The sequence below is a fragment of the Ruegeria spongiae genome, assembly GCF_023502395.1.
GTDB classification, from domain to species: Bacteria; Pseudomonadota; Alphaproteobacteria; order Rhodobacterales; family Rhodobacteraceae; genus Ruegeria_C; species Ruegeria_C spongiae.
This window is the reverse complement of the sequence record NZ_JAMFMB010000001.1, coordinates 357240-378437: the sequence shown is the minus strand read 5'-3', so window position 1 is coordinate 378437 and position 21198 is coordinate 357240. Positions and strand designations below refer to the sequence as shown.

At 60.4% G+C, this 21198-nt stretch carries 22 protein-coding genes and 2 tRNA genes; 14 read left to right on the top strand and 10 right to left on the bottom strand.

Going from position 1 to position 21198, the window contains the following annotated elements:
* The 3 genes from M3P21_RS01860 to M3P21_RS01850 all read left to right on the top strand — a co-directional run.
* Window positions 1-183: hypothetical protein (locus M3P21_RS01860; RefSeq protein ID WP_249706327.1), on the top strand; the 183-nt coding region annotated here is incomplete at its 5' end.
* Between the two features lie 140 nt (window positions 184-323).
* A complete protein-coding gene (locus tag M3P21_RS01855) occupies window positions 324-1712 on the top strand; it encodes an SLC5/6 family protein (RefSeq protein ID WP_249706325.1) in 1389 nt (462 codons plus the stop codon).
* A 63-nt stretch (window positions 1713-1775) separates the two neighbouring features.
* Complete coding sequence (locus M3P21_RS01850) at window positions 1776-2873, top strand: ABC transporter ATP-binding protein (RefSeq protein ID WP_249706323.1); 1098 nt, start codon at window positions 1776-1778, stop codon at window positions 2871-2873.
* 34 nt (window positions 2874-2907) lie between these two features.
* On the opposite strand, the gene M3P21_RS01845 is transcribed toward M3P21_RS01850, so the two are convergent.
* On the bottom strand, window positions 2908-3993 hold the full coding sequence (locus tag M3P21_RS01845) for a phosphatase PAP2 family protein (RefSeq protein WP_249706320.1): 1086 nt from the start codon (window positions 3991-3993) through the stop codon (window positions 2908-2910).
* 212 nt (window positions 3994-4205) lie between these two features.
* Between M3P21_RS01845 and ribB the strand changes: the two genes are divergently transcribed.
* From ribB to nusB, 3 genes are read left to right on the top strand one after another with little or no spacing between them, the layout of a single operon-like run.
* Window positions 4206-5327 (top strand): 3,4-dihydroxy-2-butanone-4-phosphate synthase, encoded by a 1122-nt coding sequence (gene ribB, locus M3P21_RS01840; protein WP_249706318.1) that lies wholly within the window; start codon window positions 4206-4208, stop codon window positions 5325-5327.
* A 1-nt stretch (window position 5328) separates the two neighbouring features.
* Window positions 5329-5880, top strand: coding sequence for a 6,7-dimethyl-8-ribityllumazine synthase (locus M3P21_RS01835; protein ID WP_249706316.1), 552 nt, complete (start codon window positions 5329-5331; stop codon window positions 5878-5880).
* Complete coding sequence (nusB, locus tag M3P21_RS01830; RefSeq protein ID WP_249706314.1) at window positions 5877-6359, top strand: transcription antitermination factor NusB; 483 nt, start codon at window positions 5877-5879, stop codon at window positions 6357-6359. The genes M3P21_RS01835 and nusB overlap by 4 nt, the downstream gene beginning before the upstream one ends.
* Before the next feature lie 195 nt (window positions 6360-6554).
* On the opposite strand, the gene M3P21_RS01825 is transcribed toward nusB, so the two are convergent.
* Window positions 6555-7313, bottom strand: a complete 759-nt coding sequence (locus tag M3P21_RS01825) for a helix-turn-helix transcriptional regulator (protein ID WP_249706312.1) — start codon at window positions 7311-7313, stop codon at window positions 6555-6557.
* Window positions 7314-7404: 91 nt separating this feature from the next.
* On the opposite strand from M3P21_RS01825, the gene M3P21_RS01820 reads away from it, so the two are divergent.
* Window positions 7405-7713 carry a hypothetical protein gene (locus tag M3P21_RS01820; RefSeq protein WP_249706310.1) on the top strand — a complete coding sequence of 103 codons (309 nt, stop codon included), beginning with the start codon at window positions 7405-7407 and terminating at the stop codon, window positions 7711-7713.
* Between the two features lie 248 nt (window positions 7714-7961).
* On the opposite strand, the gene M3P21_RS01815 is transcribed toward M3P21_RS01820, so the two are convergent.
* Together M3P21_RS01815 and M3P21_RS01810 are read right to left on the bottom strand one after the other, a co-directional pair.
* Window positions 7962-8402, bottom strand: coding sequence for an SRPBCC family protein (locus tag M3P21_RS01815; RefSeq protein ID WP_249706309.1), 441 nt, complete (start codon window positions 8400-8402; stop codon window positions 7962-7964).
* Entirely contained in the window at window positions 8399-8719 is a 321-nt protein-coding gene (locus M3P21_RS01810; protein WP_249706307.1) for an ArsR/SmtB family transcription factor, read from the bottom strand. Before M3P21_RS01810 ends, M3P21_RS01815 begins: the two co-directional genes overlap by 4 nt.
* A 115-nt stretch (window positions 8720-8834) precedes the next feature.
* Between M3P21_RS01810 and M3P21_RS01805 the strand changes: the two genes are divergently transcribed.
* The gene (locus M3P21_RS01805) at window positions 8835-9272 is read left to right on the top strand and encodes an MmcB family DNA repair protein (protein WP_249706305.1); all 438 of its coding nucleotides are present in this window, start codon (window positions 8835-8837) and stop codon (window positions 9270-9272) included.
* A gap of 3 nt (window positions 9273-9275) precedes the next feature.
* Here M3P21_RS01805 and M3P21_RS01800 read toward each other — a convergent pair whose 3' ends face one another.
* On the bottom strand, window positions 9276-9464 hold the full coding sequence (locus tag M3P21_RS01800) for a DUF6324 family protein (RefSeq protein ID WP_249706303.1): 189 nt from the start codon (window positions 9462-9464) through the stop codon (window positions 9276-9278).
* A 77-nt stretch (window positions 9465-9541) separates the two neighbouring features.
* Here M3P21_RS01800 and M3P21_RS01795 point away from each other — a divergent pair, with 77 nt between their 5' ends.
* The 3 genes from M3P21_RS01795 to M3P21_RS01785 all read left to right on the top strand — a co-directional run bounded on the left by M3P21_RS01795 (window position 9542) and on the right by M3P21_RS01785 (window position 10382).
* The gene (locus tag M3P21_RS01795) at window positions 9542-10024 is read left to right on the top strand and encodes a GNAT family N-acetyltransferase (protein ID WP_249706301.1); all 483 of its coding nucleotides are present in this window, start codon (window positions 9542-9544) and stop codon (window positions 10022-10024) included.
* Window positions 10025-10071: 47 nt separating this feature from the next.
* Window positions 10072-10148, top strand: a tRNA-His gene (locus M3P21_RS01790).
* Window positions 10149-10304: 156 nt separating this feature from the next.
* Window positions 10305-10382 (top strand) — tRNA-Arg (locus M3P21_RS01785).
* Window positions 10383-10752: 370 nt separating this feature from the next.
* Here the strand turns inward: M3P21_RS01785 and M3P21_RS01780 are convergent.
* From M3P21_RS01780 to M3P21_RS01770, 3 genes are all read right to left on the bottom strand, one after another.
* Entirely contained in the window at window positions 10753-14283 is a 3531-nt protein-coding gene (locus M3P21_RS01780; RefSeq protein ID WP_249706299.1) for a calcium-binding protein, read from the bottom strand.
* 99 nt (window positions 14284-14382) lie between these two features.
* Window positions 14383-16314, bottom strand: coding sequence for a sensor histidine kinase (locus M3P21_RS01775; RefSeq protein ID WP_249706296.1), 1932 nt, complete (start codon window positions 16312-16314; stop codon window positions 14383-14385).
* An 88-nt stretch (window positions 16315-16402) separates the two neighbouring features.
* Entirely contained in the window at window positions 16403-16717 is a 315-nt protein-coding gene (locus M3P21_RS01770) for an EF-hand domain-containing protein (RefSeq protein ID WP_249706294.1), read from the bottom strand.
* Window positions 16718-16849: 132 nt separating this feature from the next.
* Here M3P21_RS01770 and M3P21_RS01765 point away from each other — a divergent pair, with 132 nt between their 5' ends.
* Window positions 16850-17497, top strand: a complete 648-nt coding sequence (locus M3P21_RS01765) for a LuxR C-terminal-related transcriptional regulator (protein ID WP_249706292.1) — start codon at window positions 16850-16852, stop codon at window positions 17495-17497.
* Window positions 17498-17538: 41 nt separating this feature from the next.
* Here M3P21_RS01765 and M3P21_RS01760 read toward each other — a convergent pair whose 3' ends face one another.
* Complete coding sequence (locus M3P21_RS01760) at window positions 17539-17841, bottom strand: DUF6476 family protein (protein WP_249706290.1); 303 nt, start codon at window positions 17839-17841, stop codon at window positions 17539-17541.
* Between M3P21_RS01760 and M3P21_RS01755 the strand changes: the two genes are divergently transcribed.
* Window positions 17840-18877 (top strand): RluA family pseudouridine synthase, encoded by a 1038-nt coding sequence (locus tag M3P21_RS01755; RefSeq protein ID WP_249706288.1) that lies wholly within the window; start codon window positions 17840-17842, stop codon window positions 18875-18877. The genes M3P21_RS01760 and M3P21_RS01755 overlap by 2 nt on opposite strands.
* 142 nt (window positions 18878-19019) lie before the next feature.
* Complete coding sequence (rpoH, locus tag M3P21_RS01750) at window positions 19020-19916, top strand: RNA polymerase sigma factor RpoH (RefSeq protein ID WP_249706286.1); 897 nt, start codon at window positions 19020-19022, stop codon at window positions 19914-19916.
* A 67-nt stretch (window positions 19917-19983) separates the two neighbouring features.
* Here rpoH and M3P21_RS01745 read toward each other — a convergent pair whose 3' ends face one another.
* A complete protein-coding gene (locus M3P21_RS01745; RefSeq protein WP_249706284.1) occupies window positions 19984-21051 on the bottom strand; it encodes a fasciclin domain-containing protein in 1068 nt (355 codons plus the stop codon).
* Window positions 21052-21198: the final 147 nt, after the last annotated feature.

Here is a 21198-nt window from a genome sequence, read left to right as displayed (position 1 = left end):
GCAAGAGCGAGTCAATCGGATGAAAGGTTTAATCGTCGCCTGCGCGTTTCGATTTCCATTGCAATAGTGGACGTTCGCACCACAAAAGAAATTTTAGTTTTGCCGTGTTGCCGTCGATCAGAATTGCGAACACCGGCTCCGATCTGGATCAATATTGCCCGGGGGTGGGGTCGAATTGCCTGACCGATCAGCAGGCTTGATCCAGGATGCTGCCGCATCAAGTCAAAGCCGCACGATGGACCACACGCAACCTCACGCCCAATTGAGTGGTCGTTGCCGCTCCCGCCTGCTAGCTGCGCCGCAACACAGCAGCAGGAGGTCCCATGCAGGTATCCGTGATCATTGCCCTTTTCGGTGCCATCATTCTGGCAAGCCTCTGGGTCGCGCCCCGGCGAGCCTCGGTCTCGGGCTTCTTTGGCGGGACAGGCGACGAGGGCCGCGCACCGGGCCTGTGGATGCTGGTGCTAAGCCAGGTAACGACATGGATATTCGCGCGCTCGCTGATGAATTCCGCCATTCTGGGCTATTTCTATGGCATCGCGGGGGTGCTGGCCTATGCCGCCTATTACGGCTCGTTCCTGACCGGCGGGTTTGTGGTGCAACGGCTGCGAGCGGGGGGGGCGCGCTCGGTTCAGGACTGGCTGGGGGACCGGTTCGGCACGCTTGGTACCGGTTGCTACAACCTGGTGATCGCGCTGCGGCTGCTGTCCGAGGTCTTTGCCAATCTGATCGTGGTGGGGCTGATCTTTGCCGCCGTGGTGCCCGACACTGCCAGTGCTGCACCCGTCGCCATTGTTACCGTCGGGCTTTTGGCGCTGGCCTATTCTGCCTGGGGCGGATTGAATGCGGCGCTGCGGACGGATGTTCTGCAGATGTCGGTCTTTCTGGTGGTGTTCGCTGTGGCCTTTGTCGCGCTGGTGCTGAGCCCCGGTTTCGATCTGGGCGCAGTGCTGAGCGCTGACGGCGTGTCCGGCGCACATAACGGCTGGGTGCTGCTGCTGGTGGCGTTCCTGCAGGTCTTTTCCTACCCGGTGCATGATCCGGTGATGATGGATCGCGGCTTTCTCGCGGACCGCGAGACCACGCGAAAGAGCTTTCTGCACGCGTTCTGGATCTCGGCGCTCTGCATCATCTGTTTTGGCTTCTTCGGCATTCAGGCGGCGCTGGACGGCGCGGCGTATGAGGGCGAGTTGATCGGGACATGGGCGCAGTCCTTGCCCGCGTGGGTTTTCGTCGCGCTGCTGGTTTCGCTGCTGGTCTCGGCCCTCTCGACGCTCGATTCCGCGCTGTCTTCGGCGGCGCGGCTGGTGGTCGAGGAACTGCGCCTCGCACCGCGCAGCCTGACCGGAGGGCGCATCGCCATGGCGGTGTTTGCCGTGGCGGGCGCGGCGTTGACGCTGTGGGGCAACCAGACGCTGTTTGACGCGGTGGCGGTGTCGGGCACGGCCTCGATGTTTCTGACCCCGGTGCTGCTGGCCGGGCTGGTCGGGGGGCGGCAGGTGGCGCTCTGGGCGTATATGGTCAGCTTTGGGGCGGCGATGCTGGGGGCTCTGGCCTATCTGTTCCGGGGCAGCGAAATGGTCACGGCACTGCTCTATGACGGCCACAAATACGAACAACTGCTGCAGATCTGCGTCTGTGTTCTGGTCGTGGGCTGCATGGCGGTCTGGATCGGATCACAGCGTGCGCCCGATAGGGTTGCGGGCGAATAGGGGGGCTGCTAAATCTCGCCGAATTCCGATGAATTTGATCGGACTTGGCAAGAGGCTCCATCCGTGACCGCACAGGACGACCCGAAACCCGCCCCCCGGTTAGAGGTGCGCAGTCTCATACGCCGCTTCGAGGGGCGTGCGGTGGTCGATGATGTCTCGCTCAGCATCGAGGCCGGGCAGGTGACCTGTCTGCTGGGGCCGTCGGGGTGTGGCAAGTCCACGACACTGCGGATGATCGCCGGGGTCGAAATGCAGGATTCCGGTGAGATTTACGTCGATGGAAAGCTGATCTGCGACACCGTGTTCCGCGTCCCGCCCGAACGGCGGCAGATCGGCCTGATGTTTCAGGATTTTGCGCTGTTCCCGCATCTGAGCGTCGCTGACAACGTGGCTTTTGGCCTCAAGGGCGCGCGCGACCTCAAACGCGCGCGGGTTGAGGAGTTGCTGAACAAAGTACACCTGAAGCGGTTCATCGACGGCTATCCACATGAATTGTCGGGGGGTGAGCAACAACGCGTCGCGCTGGCACGCGCGCTGGCGCCGCGCCCCCGTATCATGCTGATGGACGAACCGTTCTCCGGTCTCGACAACCGCCTGCGCGATGGCATCCGCGACGATACGCTGAGCCTGCTCAAGGAAGAGGATGCCGCCGTCCTGCTGGTCACCCATGAGCCGGACGAAGCGATGCGGATGGCCGACGAGATCGCGCTGATGCGTCGGGGCCGGATCGTGCAGCAGGGCGCGCCCTACAATGTCTATACCCGTCCTGCCGACAAGGCGGCGGTGGCGTTTTTTAGCGATGTGAACGTGCTGCAGGCGCAGGTGAATGGCGCTCTGGCCGACACGCCTTTCGGGCAGTTTCTGGCCCCCGGCGTGCCCGATGGCACCGATGTCGAGATCGTGTTCCGCCCGCAGCACGTGAAGCTTGACTTCGATCGTAAGGGCGCGGGGCCTCTACCCACCGCCAGTACCGGCGTCGCGGCGCGCGGCGTGGTGCAACGTGCCCGTTTTCTGGGCAATGAAAGCCTGGTCGAGTTTCGCATGGATGTAGATGGCGCGCTGCTGAAGGCGACGGTACCCAATGTCTTCATGCCTGAACCCGGCCGCGCCATGTGGCTGACTGTGCGCCGCGACCGGTGTTTCGTTCTTCCGGTGGACTAGCAATGCCGGAGCACTCGAAAAGGGTGGTGTCCCGCTACCGGGTGTTCGCAAACGGGTCTGGCTGATCCGAGGTCGGACCAAAACGCCGGACCAGCGCTTTGGACAGGAACCAGATCGCCACCGTAAGCGGGATCGAAACATATCCGTCAACGGCGTAATGCCACCCGAGATGAACCGATCCGATCAGGATGAGCCCGGTGAATGCCACCATGACCCGGCCGAGCCAGCGGGAATAGCTGAACGCGAACATCGTCAGAACCACGCTTGTCGCCACATGCATGCTGGGCATTGCCGAAATCCCTCGAATCTTTCCGGGGCTGTCGTAATTCGTCAGCAGAAGCTGCTGCGCGTCCGAACTCCAGAGCGGTGTAGCCTGGTCGATCGCGCTCAATTGCTGCATCTGTTCGCTGAACTCGGACCCGAACCCGAAGGCTTCAAAATAGACCGGTCCCGCAGAAGAAAAAACCGTGGCCAACAGGTTCCCGCCAAGAATCCACGTCAATGAGAATGCGACAAGAAACACCATGCTGCGGGCTGGCGGTCTGGGATCGAAGATCGCGGCGAAGAGGCCGATATAGAGCAGGACAAACCAAAGCCCGTAGGTGATATCCAGAAACCGGGTCACCGGCGGCGTTCCCAGAACTGGCCACAGCCATTGCCAGGGGTCGCTCCCAAAATGCAGTACCCTGTCGAGCGCAGCGAATGATGGGTCCCACCCATAGGGGTTCAATGTCGGAACGATGTCTTTCAGGAATGTGAACGACGTTGCCATCACCGTGATTGCAACAATGCAGATCAACCGGTCCAGAATTTTGTCGAAATCCAGAACGAAAGACTTGATGTCAGACAAAAGCCACTGAATGGGTTTTTTTGGCTTCGCGTAAATCATGCCGTAGGCGAGCCGCCATGCGATCAGGCAAACCGCTGCAACCGTCAGCAATCTCTGCAGGATGTCCAGAAGCACCACCGCCGCGCCGCTCCAGAAAGGCGTATCCGCGACATTGCTGATCGATAGCGCTATCAGCAGGTGCGCGAGCACAATCCCCAGCAGCAAACGATTGCGCCAGATCGCGGTTTCGAGGATTGACCGCTCTGCCGAAATGTCAATTTGCAAACTCATATATGCCCCGTCAAAACCAGCGAAACTGCCGTACCTGCGCGGCAAACTGCCCGTTGAGTTTGACCAGCGAACGGCCCGAATCTGGCTTTTTTAAGAAAGATGTTCCTTGCCCATCTTTTTCCGCGGTGGCTGGACAGGGATTGCAGGTCTGGTGTTTGCCCTGTAGGTGGTCTATCTGCGGGCGGGAAAATGCTCCTGCGAAAGGCTGCCCCATGAGCTTTGAAAATCCCGGCCCGGTCGAGACCCAGCTGCGCGACGCGATCAGCCCGATCGAAGAGATCATCGACGAGGCGCGCAGCGGCCGGATGTATATTCTTGTCGATCACGAGGATCGCGAAAACGAGGGCGATCTGTGCATCGCCGCCGAGTTCGCCGATCCGGAGGCAATCAACTTCATGGCCACCCATGGGCGCGGGCTGATCTGCCTGCCGATGACCGCCGAGCGGATCGACCGTCTGGGCCTGCCGATGATGGCGGTGAACAACTCATCCCGGCATGAGACCGCCTTTACCGTCTCGATTGAGGCGCGCGAAGGCGTCAGCACAGGCATTTCCGCGGGGGACCGGGCTCTGACTGTGGCCACAGCGATCAACGAGCAGAACTCGATGGCGCATATCGCCACCCCCGGTCATGTCTTTCCGCTGCGTGCAAAGCGCGGCGGGGTGCTGGTGCGCGCCGGTCATACCGAGGCGGTGGTCGATATCTCGCGGCTTGCGGGTCTGAACCCGTCTGGCGTGATCTGCGAGATCATGAAACCTGACGGAACCATGGCGCGGCTGCCCGATCTGGTGGCGTTCGCCGCCGAGCACGGTCTCAAGGTCGGCACGATCAGCGATCTGATCGCCTACCGGTCTCGCAATGACAATCTGGTGGTCGAGACCGCGCGCGAGACCGTGACCTCGGAATATGGCGGCGACTGGGAACAGCGCATCTTTACCGACCAGACCCACGGGATCGAACATGTGGTGATGATCAAGGGCGATGTGTTTGACGGTGCGCCGGTGCTGACCCGCACCCATGCGCTGCACGAGGCGTCGGACGTGCTGGGGCTGGGGCCGAAATCTCCCCGCGAACTGCCCCGCGCCATGGAACTGATCGCCGCCGAGGGCAGGGGCATCGTGTGTCTCTTCCGGCAGCCCCATAACTCACTCTATTCCAGCGACGACGATGGGGTTCGCACGATCAAACAGACCGGCCTGGGCGCTCAGATCCTGTCGAAGATGGGACTGCAGGAATTGATCCTGCTCACGGATTCACCGGAAACCAAATATCTCGGTCTCGATGCCTTTGGGCTGACCATTGTCGAGACTCGACCCATTCTGAAGGACGCCTGACATGGCCAAACCCGACAGCGCAGAGGGGCTGGCACGCCCGACATTCGACAAACCGGTGAAACTGCTGATCGTGGTGGCGCCGTTCTACCGCGACATCGCCGACAATATGGTCGCTGGCGCAAAGTCCGAGATCGAGGCGGCGGGCGGCACCTGCGAAGTGGTCGAAGTGCCCGGCGCGCTCGAGGTGCCCACTGCCATCGCCATGGCCGACCGGCAGTGCAATTTCGACGGTTTCGTGGCACTGGGCTGCGTGATCCGGGGCGAGACCACCCATTACGAAACCGTCTGCAATGACAGCAGCCGCGCGATCCAGATGATGGGCCTGTCCGGGCTCTGCATCGGCAACGGTATCCTGACCGTGGAAAACCGCGCACAGGCCGAGGTGCGCGCCAATCCGGCTGAGATGAACAAGGGTGGCGGCGCTGCTGCTGCGGCCTTGCATCTGATCGCGCTCAGCCGTAAATGGGGCGCTTCGACCAAAGGTGTCGGCTTCAAACCGCCTTCCGAGAATATCCTTCTGGCTGGCGACAGCAACGGACCCAAAACCGCATGAGCACCCAACCCAAGATCCGCCCGATCGACCGGAAACGTCAGATGAAATCCGCCGCGCGTCTTTATGCGGTGCAGGCGCTGTTCCAGATGGAACAGTCCAGTCAGACCGTCGAGGCGGTGGTGGCCGAGTTTCTCGATCACCGGTTCGGCGCGGTCTATGAGGGCGACGAGATGGCCGAAGGTAATGCCGATCTGTTCCGCCAACTGGTTGAAGATGCGGTGAATTATCAGGCCCCGGTTGACCAGATGACCGACCGGGCGCTGGTTGCCAAATGGCCCATCGCACGGATCGACCCGACCCTGCGGGCGCTGTTCCGGGCCGCCGGTGCCGAACTGCAGCAAAGCGAGACGCCGCCCAAGGTGGTGATCACCGAGTTTGTCGACATCGCCCGCGCCTTCTTTCCCGAAGGGCGCGAGGCCAATTTCGTAAACGCCGTGCTCGATCACATGGCGCGAGAGGCCAAGCCCGAGGCGTTCTGAGCTGCGGGGCCATTTCGGGACCGGTCAGAGAAGAACAGAAAAAGACGCGGACATGACAGGCATGTTCCGCGTCTGAAATGATTAAATGGGTACTCTCAAACACGTCCGGGTCGACCGTCACTCACAACAGCGGCTCGGACGCGCGCATCATAACCGGCCGTGTCGCGATCGCCAGCTATCGAATCCGATGGTATGTCAACCGATCAGCCCCAGTTGAACCGCGCGGACCAGAGCGGCTTCGCGCGTTGGCGCGTCCAGTTTGTCGCGCGCGCTGCGGATATGTGTGCGAACCGTGATCTCTGACAGGCCGAGCAGTTCCGCGATGCGGTCATTGCGGTGCCCCTGTGCCAGATAGCCCAGCACCTCGGTCTCGCGATTGGTCAGTCGCGGGCCGTCTTGCAAGGCTTCGGCGAAATCGTAGACACGACCGTGGTCGCTTGGCATGTCCGCGCCGAGATTGGTGGCCAGCACGGTCGCGAGAATCCGCATCTCGCGCTGTTGGTGTCGCATCACGTCCTCAGCCTCGGGACGGTTGGATGAGATCACCACCAGCTTCGCTTCGTTATCGGGGCAGGGCACCACCAGCGAATAGAGATGCATGTAGCCTGCGGATTTGAGGCCATGGTTCAGTGCGACGATCTTGTCTGAGTGGCGGCCTCCGTTTCGCAGGCTTGCGGCCCGGACATAAAGGCTTTCGGTGCCGTTGTGGACCTGCGCAAGCATCGGGTCTTCGGTCGCGAAACCGCTTCGATCATAGAGGTCCAGCCAGTCTTTCGACATCGAGCTGCGAACCCAGTGAATATCGCCGCTATCCGGTGAAAAGCAAAGTATGTTCAGCGCGTTGAACCCGACGCCTGCCAGTTGGGACAAAACCAGTTCCCATCGGTCTTCATCATCCTGCAGTCCTGAGAGGCCATCCAGAAGATTGACGGCAAAGGGTATCAGATTGTTCACTCGTACTCCGAAATCACTTTTGGCGCATTGGCCGCAGTTTAATCCCGGCGACCATGCGCTATGCTGAGCATGATTTGCAAGGGAGCAGAACATGCCCAAGTTGATTCGTCTTTACATCACGCAGGTTCTGATTGGGTTCGGTATTGCCGCGATATTCGTCGGCCTGCTGCTTTGGCTGGATGTCGCCAATCTTTGGACGTTGATTCAGCGCTCGGATGTTGCGGTTCTGGCCATCTTCATCTTGTGGTTCATGAATGGGATCGTTTTTGCCGGCGTGCAATTCGCCTGGGCCGTGATGAGCCTGGCCGAGAAAGACGACACGCCGAAAGGCGGATCGCGCGTTGCGGCTGATCTTGTTCCGGTGCGAGCCATTGCAAATCCGGGCAAAAAAGCGCGTTAACGCTCTGATCTGGCCGGGAAAATGTGGCGGGACCACCAAGGATCAACCGTTAGGCTTTGATTCCCGAGGACCTGTATATACAGGTGGGCGCCAGGTAAACGGGCCAGGACCCGAACAGAGCCAGCTCCCTCGGAATTGCTTAAGGCCACCGGAATGCTACCTATCACGAGAGGGGCAGAACCCGCCACACGCCTAACTAGGGTGCGCGGCGGGTCATGGCAAGGGGCTATAGGTGGGGCAGGTGAAGATCAGGCCGGAACCACCTCGTTGATGGCGGCACGCATTTCACCAAAATGTTCGTCCCAGCCCTTGTCGAGCGCCAGAATGAGACCAAAGGCCTCGGCACCCTGCGGCAGGCCCTCGTGTTCAAGGCGCAATCTTGTGCCGCCCTCGACGCTTTCCAACGTCCATTTCACCACGCTCACCGCGTCGCCCATCGGTTTGACGGTAAAGGAATATTCCAGGTAGTCCGGTTTGCGCGCGGCCCTGACCTCGCCCCAGATCAGCAGATCACCGCTTTCGCGTCCGAACATCTCCAGCTTGGCGCCGGCTTCAAGCGGGCGTTCGGGTTTGTGGAACCATTCCGCCAGCTTGTCCGGCTCGGTCAGATAGGCCCAGACGGTCTCGCGGTCGGCGCGCAGATAGATGGATTTGTGCAGAACGGCGGGGGCTGAGACAGCGATATTCATTCGAATTTTCCTTCGATGGCGGTTTTGAGGGTGGCAAGGCGGTCGTCCCAGAAGTGGTCGAAATAGGCGATCCAGTCGCGGACCGGGGACATGCCCTGCGGGTTCAGGCGGTTGATGCGTTCGCGCCCGCGCGGCTCGACGGTGATCAGCCCGCCGTCGCTCAGCACGGTCAGGTGCTTTTTGACGGCAGCGCGGGTCATGTCGAAGTGGTCCGAGACCTCGGCGATGGTCATGTCCTGTTGCGACAGCATCACCAGGATCTCGCGCCGGGTCGGGTCCGACAGGGCACGAAAGGCGGGTTGTGGTGTGGTGGTCATCGGCAGTCCATTTGTGAAACCAAAAGGTATCACATAAATAAGATACCATAAGGTATCATGTCAAGTTCGATTGAGGGCCTTGATTTTTGTTCACGAATTGTTCACGATTTCACCCATGATGCTTGATCTGCAACCCGGACAGAAACTTGCGCGTGGCGTCGCCCGACACCTGGCCAGTCATGGGTTTGTTTCCATTGAGGAATTCGTGCCCATACGCGGGCTGCGCGTCGATGTGATGGGGCTGGGGCCGAAGGGCGAAATCTGGGTGATCGAGTGCAAATCCAGTCGCGAGGATTTTCAGACGGACAGCAAGTGGCAGGGCTATCTGGACTGGTGCGACCGGTACTTTTGGGCCGTTGATACCGAGTTTCCCACCGATCTGCTGCCCGAGGACACCGGCCTGATCATTGCCGACGCCTATGGTGGCGAGATCATCCGGATGGCCCCCGAGGACAAGCTGGCCGCCGCGCGGCGCAAGGTTCTGATCCAGAAATTCGCGGTCCATGCCGCGCGTCGCCTGCAGGCGCTGCGCGATCCGGGACCGGGGCGTTAGCGGTTATCGCTTCTGGGCAAGTGCCGCTTGTACAGCGGCGCGGATTTCCTCGGCGATGTCTTCGGCCTCTTCAGGTTCGAAATCCATCGGGATCTCAACACCATCGGCTTCGATGAACAGCCGGACCATGCCCTCATCGGTCGGGCCGATCTGCAGATTGGCCACAATGTCGCGCTCGGTATTGATGCCCATGATCACCTCCGTGAATGAACGCCTCTGCTAGCCTGCAAAGGCTTGAGAATCAAGCGCGGTTCGGTCTGAGATGACCTATGGGCGATATCATCTTGCGCAGATTCGAGGCCGCGGATGCGGAATGGCTGGTTGAGCAGCACGGAAGCCTCTATGCACGCGACGAAGGGTTCGACGACAGCTTTGGTGCCCTTGTGGATGAAATCCTGCAAGGGTTCATCGCGTCCCACAACCCCGCCTGCGAACGCGGATGGATCGCGGCACAGGACGGCCAGCGCCTCGGCAGTATCTTCTGCGTCAGGCTTGACGAGCACACCGCCAAGCTGCGCCTGTTCCTGCTGGTGCCCGAGGCGCGGGGCAGGGGGCTGGGCAAACGTCTGCTGTTTGAATGTATGGGGTTTGCAAAGGCGCGGGGATATCGCGAGATGCGGCTCTGGACCCATGAAAGCCACCGCGCCGCCTGCGCGCTCTATGCCGCCAACGGGTGGGAGTTGCTGGGCAGCAAAGTGGTGCACTCCTTCGGGGTCGATCTGGTCGAGCAAAGCTGGAAAATTGCGCTCTGACCCTCTTGCAATCTCAGGTCGGCTTGGGTACATCGCCCTTCACGAGTGCCGCCTTAGCTCAGTTGGTTAGAGCGCTGGATTGTGGATCCAGAGGTCGCCGGTTCGAATCCAGCAGGCGGTACCATTTCTCTCAAATAAACCCCGAAGCAGCAGCTTGGGACGATCGTCGTTGAGGCTGATCAGTTGCCATGGCCGACGATCCGATTTACCCGGTCGTGATCTGCCAGAACCGTGTTGACTTGCTTTCAAGGAGTGAACTAAACCTCACCCCGTTAAGTGCGGGCCCTTAGCTCAGCTGGATTAGAGCAGGGAACTTCTAATTCTCAGGTCGGGGGTTCGAGTCCTCCAGGGCTCGCCATTTCGCTCACGACATAAATTGCTCACTCTCGTTATGCCTCGGTGGAATTACTCGAAATATCTTAATCAGGTTGCGCTTGAGGGTGTTGGGCCACTTGGATTATTCCCTACGCACCTGCGGATCCTTTGACTTGCGATTCTGCAGGCATTGATTGAAGTGGATTTGGACATTGAAAGCCTTCAGCTACCGTGCCGGGGGAACTCTGTTTGTATCGGTTTGAGAAAATTCGGGCTCATCTGCAAATCAAACGCGCTCTTACTTGCAAATATGGCCGGGACGCTTCGTCGTGACGTACACTCGAACATCTCCAATGTTTCACAATGCAAAGACCGCGATCGAGGATCGCGGCCTTTTTCGAGGGTGTCGGATTTCAGACAAGCTCAAAGACATCCGTGGGCAGGACCACCTCCATGTCGAGAAAACCATCCACGACATCGACCGCATTTGAGACGCCGTTGCCTATGACGGGGATGTTTCCCGTCACATCCGACAGCGTCGCCATCCAGCCGTCGAAGGCGGCGGCGAACTGCTGGTCGACGGTGCTTTGTGTCACCATGCCCGTTGCATATTCGGCGAGATTCACCGCGCCGGTGTTGAAGGCACCAAACTCTGATCTGGCCGTGAACGCGCCGTCGGTAAAGGCCTCGGATATGTCGAAGCTCTGCCCGGCTTCACCGTTCCAGATCGTCAGGGTTTCGACCGCCGTTTCAGCCTCGGACATGTTCTTTATCCGCAGGCTGGCACCGTCATTGACGATCACTAGATCCTTGCCGCCATCGACCCAGAAGCGCAGATCGCCAGCGTCGAGACCCCCGGCATCGCGCAACTCGATCGTGTCGGTACCCCCGGCGCCACCGATCAGAGCGTCGATCCCGTCTTCGGCCAGATCAACCAGCCGGCCCGCGTCTTTCAAAGCATCGAGGCCTGCCTCGTCGATGGTGCCGTCATTCTCGAAGTTGAAGACGTAAGTGTCCGCACCCGAACCGCCGATCATATCACCTGTCGAAGACAGGATATCGTCGCCCGCACCGCCAAACATCTGCGTGCCGGAATAGTCCAGCAAAGAGCGGATGTCTGCGGTGGCCTCGGCAACCTCGTCGGTCACGCTCTGGATGGCATCGCCAGCCGCTTCGATCATCTCATCAAGCGGGTTGAGATCAGCAATCGTGTCTTTCACGTCATGGGCGAAGTCGATCATCTCGTTGATGGGTGCAAAGACATCCACGCCGAGCAGATTGGAGACATCAAACGATGGCAGATCCGGCAGAACCGCGGACATGAACAGATCGCCAAAGGTGCCCGTGTCGATCATCCAGTCCGCACCCTCTTGCCCGAACGAAAAGTTCAGCGTGTCGCCCGAAGTCAGCATCAGATCACTGTCGGTGCCGCCCAGGGACAGGTTGAAGCTGCCGCCACCGAGAAAGATGTCATTACCGTCCTGACCCAGTTGGAAGCCCAGATCGCCACCGACATGGAAGAGGTCGTCACCTTCGCCCGCAAACTGGATGTTGAAGGCGGTGGGCAATGCGTCCTTGATCATGTCCTTGGCGGTATCGGCCAGTTCCGTATCCTGGTTTTCCTGCACAGCTTCGACGTCTGCGCCGTCAGGTGTACTGCCAGCAGCTGCCTTGTCCTCGACCGCGTCGGTCACGATCTCCTTGAGGGTGCTCCAGGTGCTGGAGGCCCAGTCCACCGGGTCGCCCTCGCTGGCCATGAGGTCACTGCCGCTGCCGCCGTGCTGCACCTGCAGGCCGACCTTGCCACTGACTTTCATCGCCAGCATCACATCGCCATCGTCGCCACCGGATTGCACGCCGATCTGGCCCAGACCGACTATCGCGTCACTGCCCGCGCCACCGGACTGGACATTTGCCTGACCGCCGCCAAGCAGGACGTCATTGCCCGCGCCGCCGACCTGCAGATTGCCACGGCCACCACCGATCATGATGTCGACGTCCGAGCCACCGACCTGCAGGTTGCCGTAACCACCGGCCAACATCTTGTTCATGCCATCCTCTGCGGCGGAGACCTCAAAATACTGTTCGATCGCGTCGCGTGCGGCGTCGATATCCAGCGAACCAAGCTCGAAATCCTCGGGAATGGCTGACCAGATATGCGCACCGAACTGAATGTTGGACGCGCCCGCACCGACCATCCAGTCATCGCCTTCTGCGCCGATCTGGATGTTCGAACTGCCCGCGCCAACCAGAACGTCGCCGCCCTTGCCGCCGTGCTGGATATTTTGCAGGCCCACACCAACCAGCAGGTCTGCATCATCACCGCCAAACTGGAGGTTCTGCTGACCCAGCGCGAAGAGCTTGTCATCGCCGTCCTGACCGAACTGCACATTGGTGTTGCCACCTGCACCCAGCACGTCGTCTCCGCTGCCACCCCATTGCAGATTGGCGGCCCCAACGCCCAGGATCGTGTCCGCCCCGGAACCACCCCACTGGCTGTTGCCGGCGGAGATTGCGATCATGGTATCGTCACCTTCTTCGCCCGATTGCGCGGTGATCGTCAGTGATGCGGCCGTCATCTTGTCCTTGCCAGCACCGCCAAACATCGTGTTGGCACCGCCGGCGGCCTCCATCACGTCGTCGCCATTGCCGCCGAAGAATGTGTTGACCCCGCCGAGGCCCTGTATCACGTCGTCGCCATCACCACCCGAGGCGGTATTGACGCCGCCAATCATCTCAAGCAGATCATCGCCATCTTTGCCAAAGATCGTGTTCATCCCGCCCTTTGCCGTGATGTGGTCATCTCCATCATCACCAGAGGCGGTGTTGACGCTGCCCTTCAGCTCGATCCGGTCATCGCCGTCGCCGCCAAAGAACGTGTTGACCGTCTTGCCCGTTAGCAGAACGTTGTCGCTGCCCTCGGCAACCATCGTGTCCTCGCCCGCGCCACCAAAGGCGGTATTCACACCGCCAATTGCGGCGATCTGGTCATCGCCCTCTTCCCCAAACAGGGTGTTGACGCCACCCTCACCGGTTATCGTGTCATCCCCACTGCCGCCCTTGGCCGTGTTGACGCCACCGCTGAGATCCATGCGGTCATTGCCCGCTTCGCCGAAGAACGTATTGACACCACCTTCGGCGCTCATCCGGTCATTGCCGGTGCCGCCCTTGGCGGTGTTCACGCCTCCGGTCGCGACAATGACGTCGTCGCCGCTGTCGCCATAGAGGGTGTTGGTGCCGCCGATCCCCTTGATCGTGTCATTGCCTTCTTCACCATGGGCGACGTTGGTCACACCACGGGCCTCGATCACATCATTGCCGGTGCCGCCTTTCATGACATTCACGGCACCTTTGCCGATCATCGTGTCATTATGGTAGCCGCCATACATCCGGTTCGAGGCGCCGGTACCGACCATATAGTCATTGCCGGAATGTCCGTGCATCTCGTTGTCGGCACCATAGCCGTAGATCGTGTCATGGCCCGAGCCAGCATCAAGGTGGTTGCTGGCACCATAGCCATAGAGCTTGTCCTGATCGTTGCCGCCATAAAGCACATTGCGCGCACCATACCCTTTGAGCACGTCATTGTGGTCACCACCGCTCAGCCGGTTGTAGGCCCCATAACCGTAGAGGGCGTCATGGCCGCTTTCCCCATAAAGCTTGTTGGTCGCGCCATAGCCGTAGAGCTTGTCAGACCCGGTGCCACCAACGAGGTAGTTATAGACGCCCTTGCCCTTGATGGTGTCGCTACCGCTGCCACCATAGAGGTAATTCCGCGATCCCCAGCCCTCGACATAGTCATTGCCAGATCCGCCATAGAGCGTGTTCTTGTCGACGCTGTAGCCATAGATCTTGTCATTGCCGGATCCGCCATCCGCCTTGCTGCTCCAACCGTATTTCTTGATCGTCTCGTGAATGCTCTTTTTGGTGAAAAGGCCCATCATCCAAATCCTTCTTTTGCTTGAACCCACCGGTTCGTGCCGGTGTCTGTGACTTCAAGCTAAGAAGGAGGGTGTTGCGGGGTTATGGGGTCGATCCCCCAATTAGATCGCTGGCAGGCGCAAATAGAAAAGTGTTCCCCGGCCTGGAACCGAGTCTGCGATCAGACTGATCCCAAGCTCTTCGGCCAGTTGGGCGCAGACGGCAAGCCCGAACCCGTGCCCGTCAGAGCCTTCGGTTTTCGCGCCATGATTCTTGTAACGCTCGAATTCCTCCGGGGTGAAGCCCGGGCCGGTGTCGGCCACACAAAGCCATATGCCGCCCGCACGACGTCGCAAACCCAGCACCAAGCCGCCCTGCTGCGAATGCTTGATCGCGTTGACCACAAGATTGCAGACAATGCGCATCAGCGGCGCGGCGGGCAGGTTCGTACGTTGCGCGGTTTCAACGATGCGGAGCTCGAGGCCCTTCCTGGCGGCTTCGGGGGTAAACATACGTTGAACGGATTCCAAGATCATCGAGACGTCATAAATCTCATCGACAGGCGGGTCGTCTTCAGCGTCCGCGTCAAGGCTGCCATTTTCCATGTAATTCGAGGTCAGGGAGTCAAGGTAATCCAGGGCTTCGCGCAGACGCTCCTCGGTGTCTTGCGACACCGTGCCGGCGAGGCTGTCGAGTCTGAGGCGCAGGGATTGAACCGGCTGGCGAATGTCATGCGCGGCGGTTGCAAGTGTCCTCTGCCGCTGCGCTGCAAGCGCCTGTGCCTTGGCATAGTTCTTTTCTGATCCGGCAAGCTCCCGGCTGAGCTTGGCCTCCCGTGTAAGAGCCGCCATTTCGGCCTGCTGCGCCTCGTCCTGCGCCTGTCGCACCGCAAGGATCTGCGCCGTGAGGTTGGTCAACCCGCCAAGGATGAGCACCAGATAGAGCAGCTTGGACGTTGCGAGCAGCCCGAAAAGTGCCGGAATTGCGGGGACGATGAGGGGTGCAAGCAAAATCAGCACACCGCCCAGCACAGCAAGGCTCAGACCGCGTGCCAAACGACGGCTGAGCGTGGCCTTTCCAGGGGGAAGACGCGTGCCGAGGGCCACCGCAACGCACATCCCGATCAGCAGGGTATTTGCAAGAACCGCTGCAATCGGACCCGGCGCCAGCAGTGAAAAGACGTAGACCGCCACGCTTGCCCCGGCCAGACCCCAGCACAGCCGCGCGGCCAAGAAAGCGGCGCTGTGGCGAAACCCGATACCGGCTAGAATGAAGCCAAAACCCGATATGGCCAGGAACAGAAAAAACCCGAGCGCCGACTGGATTTGCGGGGTGTTGGGGTAAAGGAGCCGGAAAAGCAGGCCGTCCATATAGGCCAAAAACGCGAGTCCCGTCAGGAAAAGCAGGGCGTAGAGCAAGCTCATGCCGTCGCGCAACGCTGCAAAAAAGGTAAGGAACACGCAGATCGCGGCCAGCGCAAAGGCATAAAACGCCGCCTGAACCGCGACCTCCCGAGTGATGCTCCGGGCCAGATACGCCTCGCTCTCGAGGCTGAGATCCAGGGTCTGAACCGGGCCGAACTTGAAATGAACAAGCAAGGTTTGCGTTGCCCCGGCGGGCAGGTTGAGGCTGCGTGATTGCAGCCGCGCGCCTGCATGCTGGTCTGTCTGAAAGTGCCGGAACATCGAATAGCTCAGGATGTGATCCGCCGGGCCTTCGCCATAGGCGTAGACATCGACTTCGCCGATCATCGGCACGCCTACGACAACCCTGCGGAAAATTTCCGTAGGCGATGTGATCTCGACCGCCCCCCACAATTCGGCGGCATGATCACCTTCGAAGCGCTTCAGCGGCACGTCGTGGGCGAATTGCCCGGCGCGGTAGGCCGCCAGCATGGCGTCCGGTTCTGCGGCGGTGCCATGGGCAAACACCATATGCGGCACAAGATCGATCACCGCCGCATCGCTCTCCAGATCAAGAGCGGTGGAGGCGGCAGCCCAGATTGACAGCAACAATGCGATCAGGCCGGTCGCGATGTTCGGGCTGGGACGCATCGTAAAACACTCCGGGCAAGGATCGTTCCATCAGACGGATAATCCCGCGCCGTGACAAGGCGTTGACCGTGAAAATGGGGGATCGACCTCAGTTGTGGCCCGCCCCCTCGCCACGCTGATGTGCATCATCGGCGGCGCGCAATTCGTCGGGGCTGACAACACGATCCCTGTTCTTGTCCGTGATCCTGAAGGCGAAGCGATAGGCGGCAAACATGCGGACCTGTCTGGCCGTGGGCTGCCCGGCATCCGCCATCAGCCTGACGAAAGTCTTGAACTCGGACAATTGCAGCAGTGCATCCTTGTTGGCATCCGCAGCCAGGAACGCATCAATCTCTGCGGGGGTCGGATCGAGGCCGGGCGACTGTGCCGTCGCGCCGACCGGCACGAGTGCCGCGCCGCTCAACAGGAAAACCCCAGTCCGAAGATGGCTTACCCAATCCATAAGCACCGAGCTTAGGGACGCCACATTCGGTTGACAACGACTGCGTGTCTCCGTCAGTTTTCCGCGAGCAGGCTGAAGGTCAGGTACCGTATTTTGAGAACATTTACCGCAATCATCGCTGACGATCATGCCATTGTCCGTTCCGGACTGCGTGCAGCGCTTGAAACACCAGGTCTGATCGAACCGGGTGGTCTGAACGTGGCTGCAGAGGCTGTGAACGGATTGGAAGCCATCGCGGCGGTGCGGGTGCACAAACCGCATCTGCTGCTGCTGGACGTGCAGATGCCGCTGGCAGGGGGGACCGAGGTTGTTCTGGAAACGCGCCGTTGGTCGCCGGACACAAAGATCGTCGTGCTGACCGGCATCTGCGCGATCGGGAAAATCTCCGAATTGCTGGATACCGGCGTGGACGGGTTGTTCTCAAAGGCCACCGAGAACGCCGAACTTTACCGTGCCTTGCCCCTCATCCTGCGCGGAGGGCGACACGTCTCGGACCATATCCTGGGCCTGCTGGACGCCGCGCCGGAGGGTGTGTCACTGACAGACCGGGAACGTCAGACGCTCAATCTCATCGTCGCCGGACGCAGGAACAAGGAGATGGCCGAACTGTTGGGCATCAGCCCGAAAACCGTTGATCGGCACCGGACCAACCTGATGCAGAAGCTGAACGTGCACTCTGTCGCGCAGCTGATTGCCTTCGCCCTGCAGGAAGGTCTGATCGACCCGAGCGCCGAATTGTGACCAGTGAACGGGCGGGCGACCAAATAAGCCTCAGGGGAGGGTCACTCGACCTCGATCGTCTGGCGCAATTTGCCGGTGATCTTGTCGAAGATAAGGATGCGGTTGTCGTCGGTGACGACCGCATACCAGTTCGGGCCTATGGTGACGGCCTGCGCGCGCGCGCCGTCGGGCAGTTCGACCTCTTCGGGCAAAGTGGGGGTGCGGTCACTCAGGCGGATGACTATCAGTGCGAATGTCAGTAGAACCCCGCCGATCATCACTGCCGTCAACGCCATGACCATCCGTCTGAGCAGCCTGAGCTGCGGCGTTTCCTGCGGTATCTCGGGTTCGGAAGGAACAGACATGGGCACCCGCCAGATTGACTTCGTGATCGCGGTAGCACCACCGCCCCGCCTTGATAAGGCGCTTTCGCGGGATGTGCCAGACGAGGCGGCCCTGTCGCGCACAAGACTGGCGCGGCTGATCACCGAGGGGGCGGTGCGCGTGGACGGAACTGTCACCACCGATGCCAAGGCGCGTGTTGCGGAGGGGGCGGTGATTGCGATCACGGTCGAGGCCGCCGGGGACAGTCATATCGGACCTGAGGCGATCGAGCTCAACGTGATCTGGGAAGATGATGACCTGATCGTGGTGAACAAGCCCGCAGGTATGGTGGTGCATCCCGCACCTGGCTCGCCCAGCGGCACATTGGTCAATGCTTTGCTGCATCATTGTGGTGATGCGCTGTCAGGCGTGGGCGGGGTCAAGCGGCCGGGCATCGTGCATCGGATCGACAAGGAAACCAGCGGCTTGCTGGTGGTTGCCAAGTCCGACGCGGCGCATCAGGGGCTGGCGGCGCAGTTCGAGGCGCATAGCGTTGAGCGCTATTATCAGGCGCTTTGCTACGGCGTGCCCGAGGCCAGCGACCCGCGATTGCGCGGCGTCAAAGGCGCCAGTTTCGAGGCGGGCAATATCCTGCGGATGACCACGCAGCTGGCCCGCCACAAAACCGATCGTCAGAAGCAGGCGGTCACCTTTCATGGCGGGCGGCATGCGGTAACCCGCGCACGGGTGATCGAGCGTTTCGGGCAGCCCTCCGTGGCGGCGCTGGTGGAATGTTGGCTGGAGACCGGCCGTACCCATCAGATTCGCGTGCATATGGCGCATGCGGGGCACGGGCTGATTGGCGATCCGGTCTATGGCGGGCGGCGGAAACTTGCCGCCAAGGCGCTGCCGGAACAGGCGCAGCAAGCCGTGCAAGACTTTCCCAGGCAGGCGCTGCATGCGGCGGTCCTGGGGTTCAACCATCCTGTAAGCGGTGAAAAAAAGCGCTTTGAGGCCGAAATGCCCGAAGATATGGCGCAATTGGCCGAAGTCTTGCGCGCGCCGCTCTCAAAGTGAGCAAAACACCGTGAGAACCGCGTTGTCACCTTTCCTTAACAGTAAGTTAATCGGAAACTGGTAGCACCCTCTTGAATGGGCAGCATACGTGACCCATATGGTATGTTAAGAGGCTAAACATTATTCCGGAGGGACAACGGATATGTCGAATTACGCAAATCTTCCCGCACCCACGCCCGAAGGCGGTCTGAACCGCTATATGCAGGAGATTCGCAAGTTTCCCCTGCTGGAACCGGAAGAGGAATACATGCTCGCCAAGCGTTGGGTCGAAGAGCAGGATACCGAATCCGCCCACAAGATGGTGACCTCGCATCTGCGCCTCGCGGCCAAGATCGCGATGGGCTATCGCGGCTATGGGTTGCCACAGGCCGAGGTGATCTCGGAGGCCAATGTGGGCCTGATGCAGGCGGTCAAGAAGTTTGACCCCGAAAAGGGCTTTCGCCTGGCGACCTATGCGATGTGGTGGATTCGGGCCTCGATCCAGGAATACGTCCTGCGCTCGTGGTCGATGGTAAAACTGGGCACCACCTCGGCGCAGAAGAAACTGTTCTTCAACCTGCGCAAAGCGAAGGCTCGCATCGGCGCGCTGGAAGAAGGTGATTTGCGACCCGAAAATGTTGCTCGGATCGCCACTGACCTGGGTGTGACCGAAGACGAAGTGGTCAGCATGAACCGGCGCATGTCCGGTGGTGACGCCTCGTTGAACGCCACGGTCGGTTCCGAAGGCGAAGGCACGATGCAATGGCAGGACTGGCTGGAGGATGAGGATGCCGATCAGGCTGGCGATTACGAGGCGCGCGATGAACTTGAGGCGCGGCGTGAATTGTTGTCCGAGGCGCTTTCGGTTCTGAACGACCGGGAAAAGGACATTCTGACGCAACGCCGCCTGATGGACCAGCCGGTCACGCTGGAAGAGCTGAGCGGCCAGTACAATGTCAGCCGCGAACGCATTCGTCAGATCGAGGTGCGCGCCTTTGAGAAGCTGCAGAAGAAGATGCGCGAACTGGCCCGTAACAAGGGCATGCTCGCCACCGCCTGACACGCTGTACCGATGCAAAATACAGCCCGCCGATCCCGGCGGGCTGTTCTCGTTTCAGGTCCTGGAATCAGGCGAACAGGAAATCGTCCGCGTCCAGTTGATGGGCGCGCACGCCAATCAGGCTGAGCCGATCGCCATCGTCCAGATCGATCACGGTCCGGAAGAACCGGCCGCTGATGTCGTCTGCGATGTCGTGAAAATCGTGGATGCCCTCATAGCCGGTCAGGTCGATCTTGTCGCGGCCAACGCGGAAATCCAGGATCGTGTCGCGATCATCGCCGTTTTCAAAGACAAAGATATCTTTGCCCCAACCGCCGAGCATGTAGTCATTGCCATCCCCGCCATCGATAACATCGTTGCCGCGCCCGCCGAATATTTTGTCGTGGCCCTCATCACCCCGCAGAATATCCTTGCCCCAACCGCCACCGATGACATCGTTGCCGGTTCCGCCAAGCACGATATCATGACCTTTGCCGGCCCAGATGATGTCACGCCCGCCATTGCCGTCGATGAAGTCGTTTCCCCGGCCGGTGAAGTTGAAAGAACTGCCGTCATCATCCAGAATGAAATCGGTATTGGGCCGGGACAGGATGCCGGTCACCGAGACCGGCAGCAGAACGCCATCCAGCACGTGAACAATGCCGTTTGTGGCCGTGATGTCGAAGGCGATCAGGCCGGGATCGGCGATGCCGTCATCGGCATCACCCAGGCTGGGTGGAACGCTTTCGAGGTTCAGCGTCACCGAGCCGCCTTGCAGCGTGCCGATCTCTGCCCCGTTGCCCAGCCCGGCCACGGCCTCCAGGTCAAAAGCGCCGTTGACCACGTGATAGGTCAGAACATCCGTCAGCAGCGGGAGGGGGTTGCCGCCACCAAGCAATGTCAGCGCATCGACGATATGGGCCAGCGATCCGGCCTCGTCCGACCCGCCATAGCCAAGCGCCTGCGCCAGCCCGATAAAGGCGACATCAGTGGGGGCGAAGACGGTCAGTGATGCGGCATCGCTGTCCAGATCATCTGCCAGCCCGGCGGTGATCACCGCCTCACGCAGCAGATCGAAATCGCCGTTGTTATTGTCGAATGTGCCGGGCGCACCGCTGTTCAGTACAATCCCGGTCAGTGTTTGTGTCGCGTCCATGTCTGGGAACCTCCAACCCTGTTAATTGCTTCCCAGCTGATGACCGGCCGCGTGTGAGTGGCATGTCTTTGCTTTGGGAAGATGACAGGGTTACGGCGCTGCAGGCGTCATGGATCAGAGGTGAGCGCTACACGAAACCGTGATCGG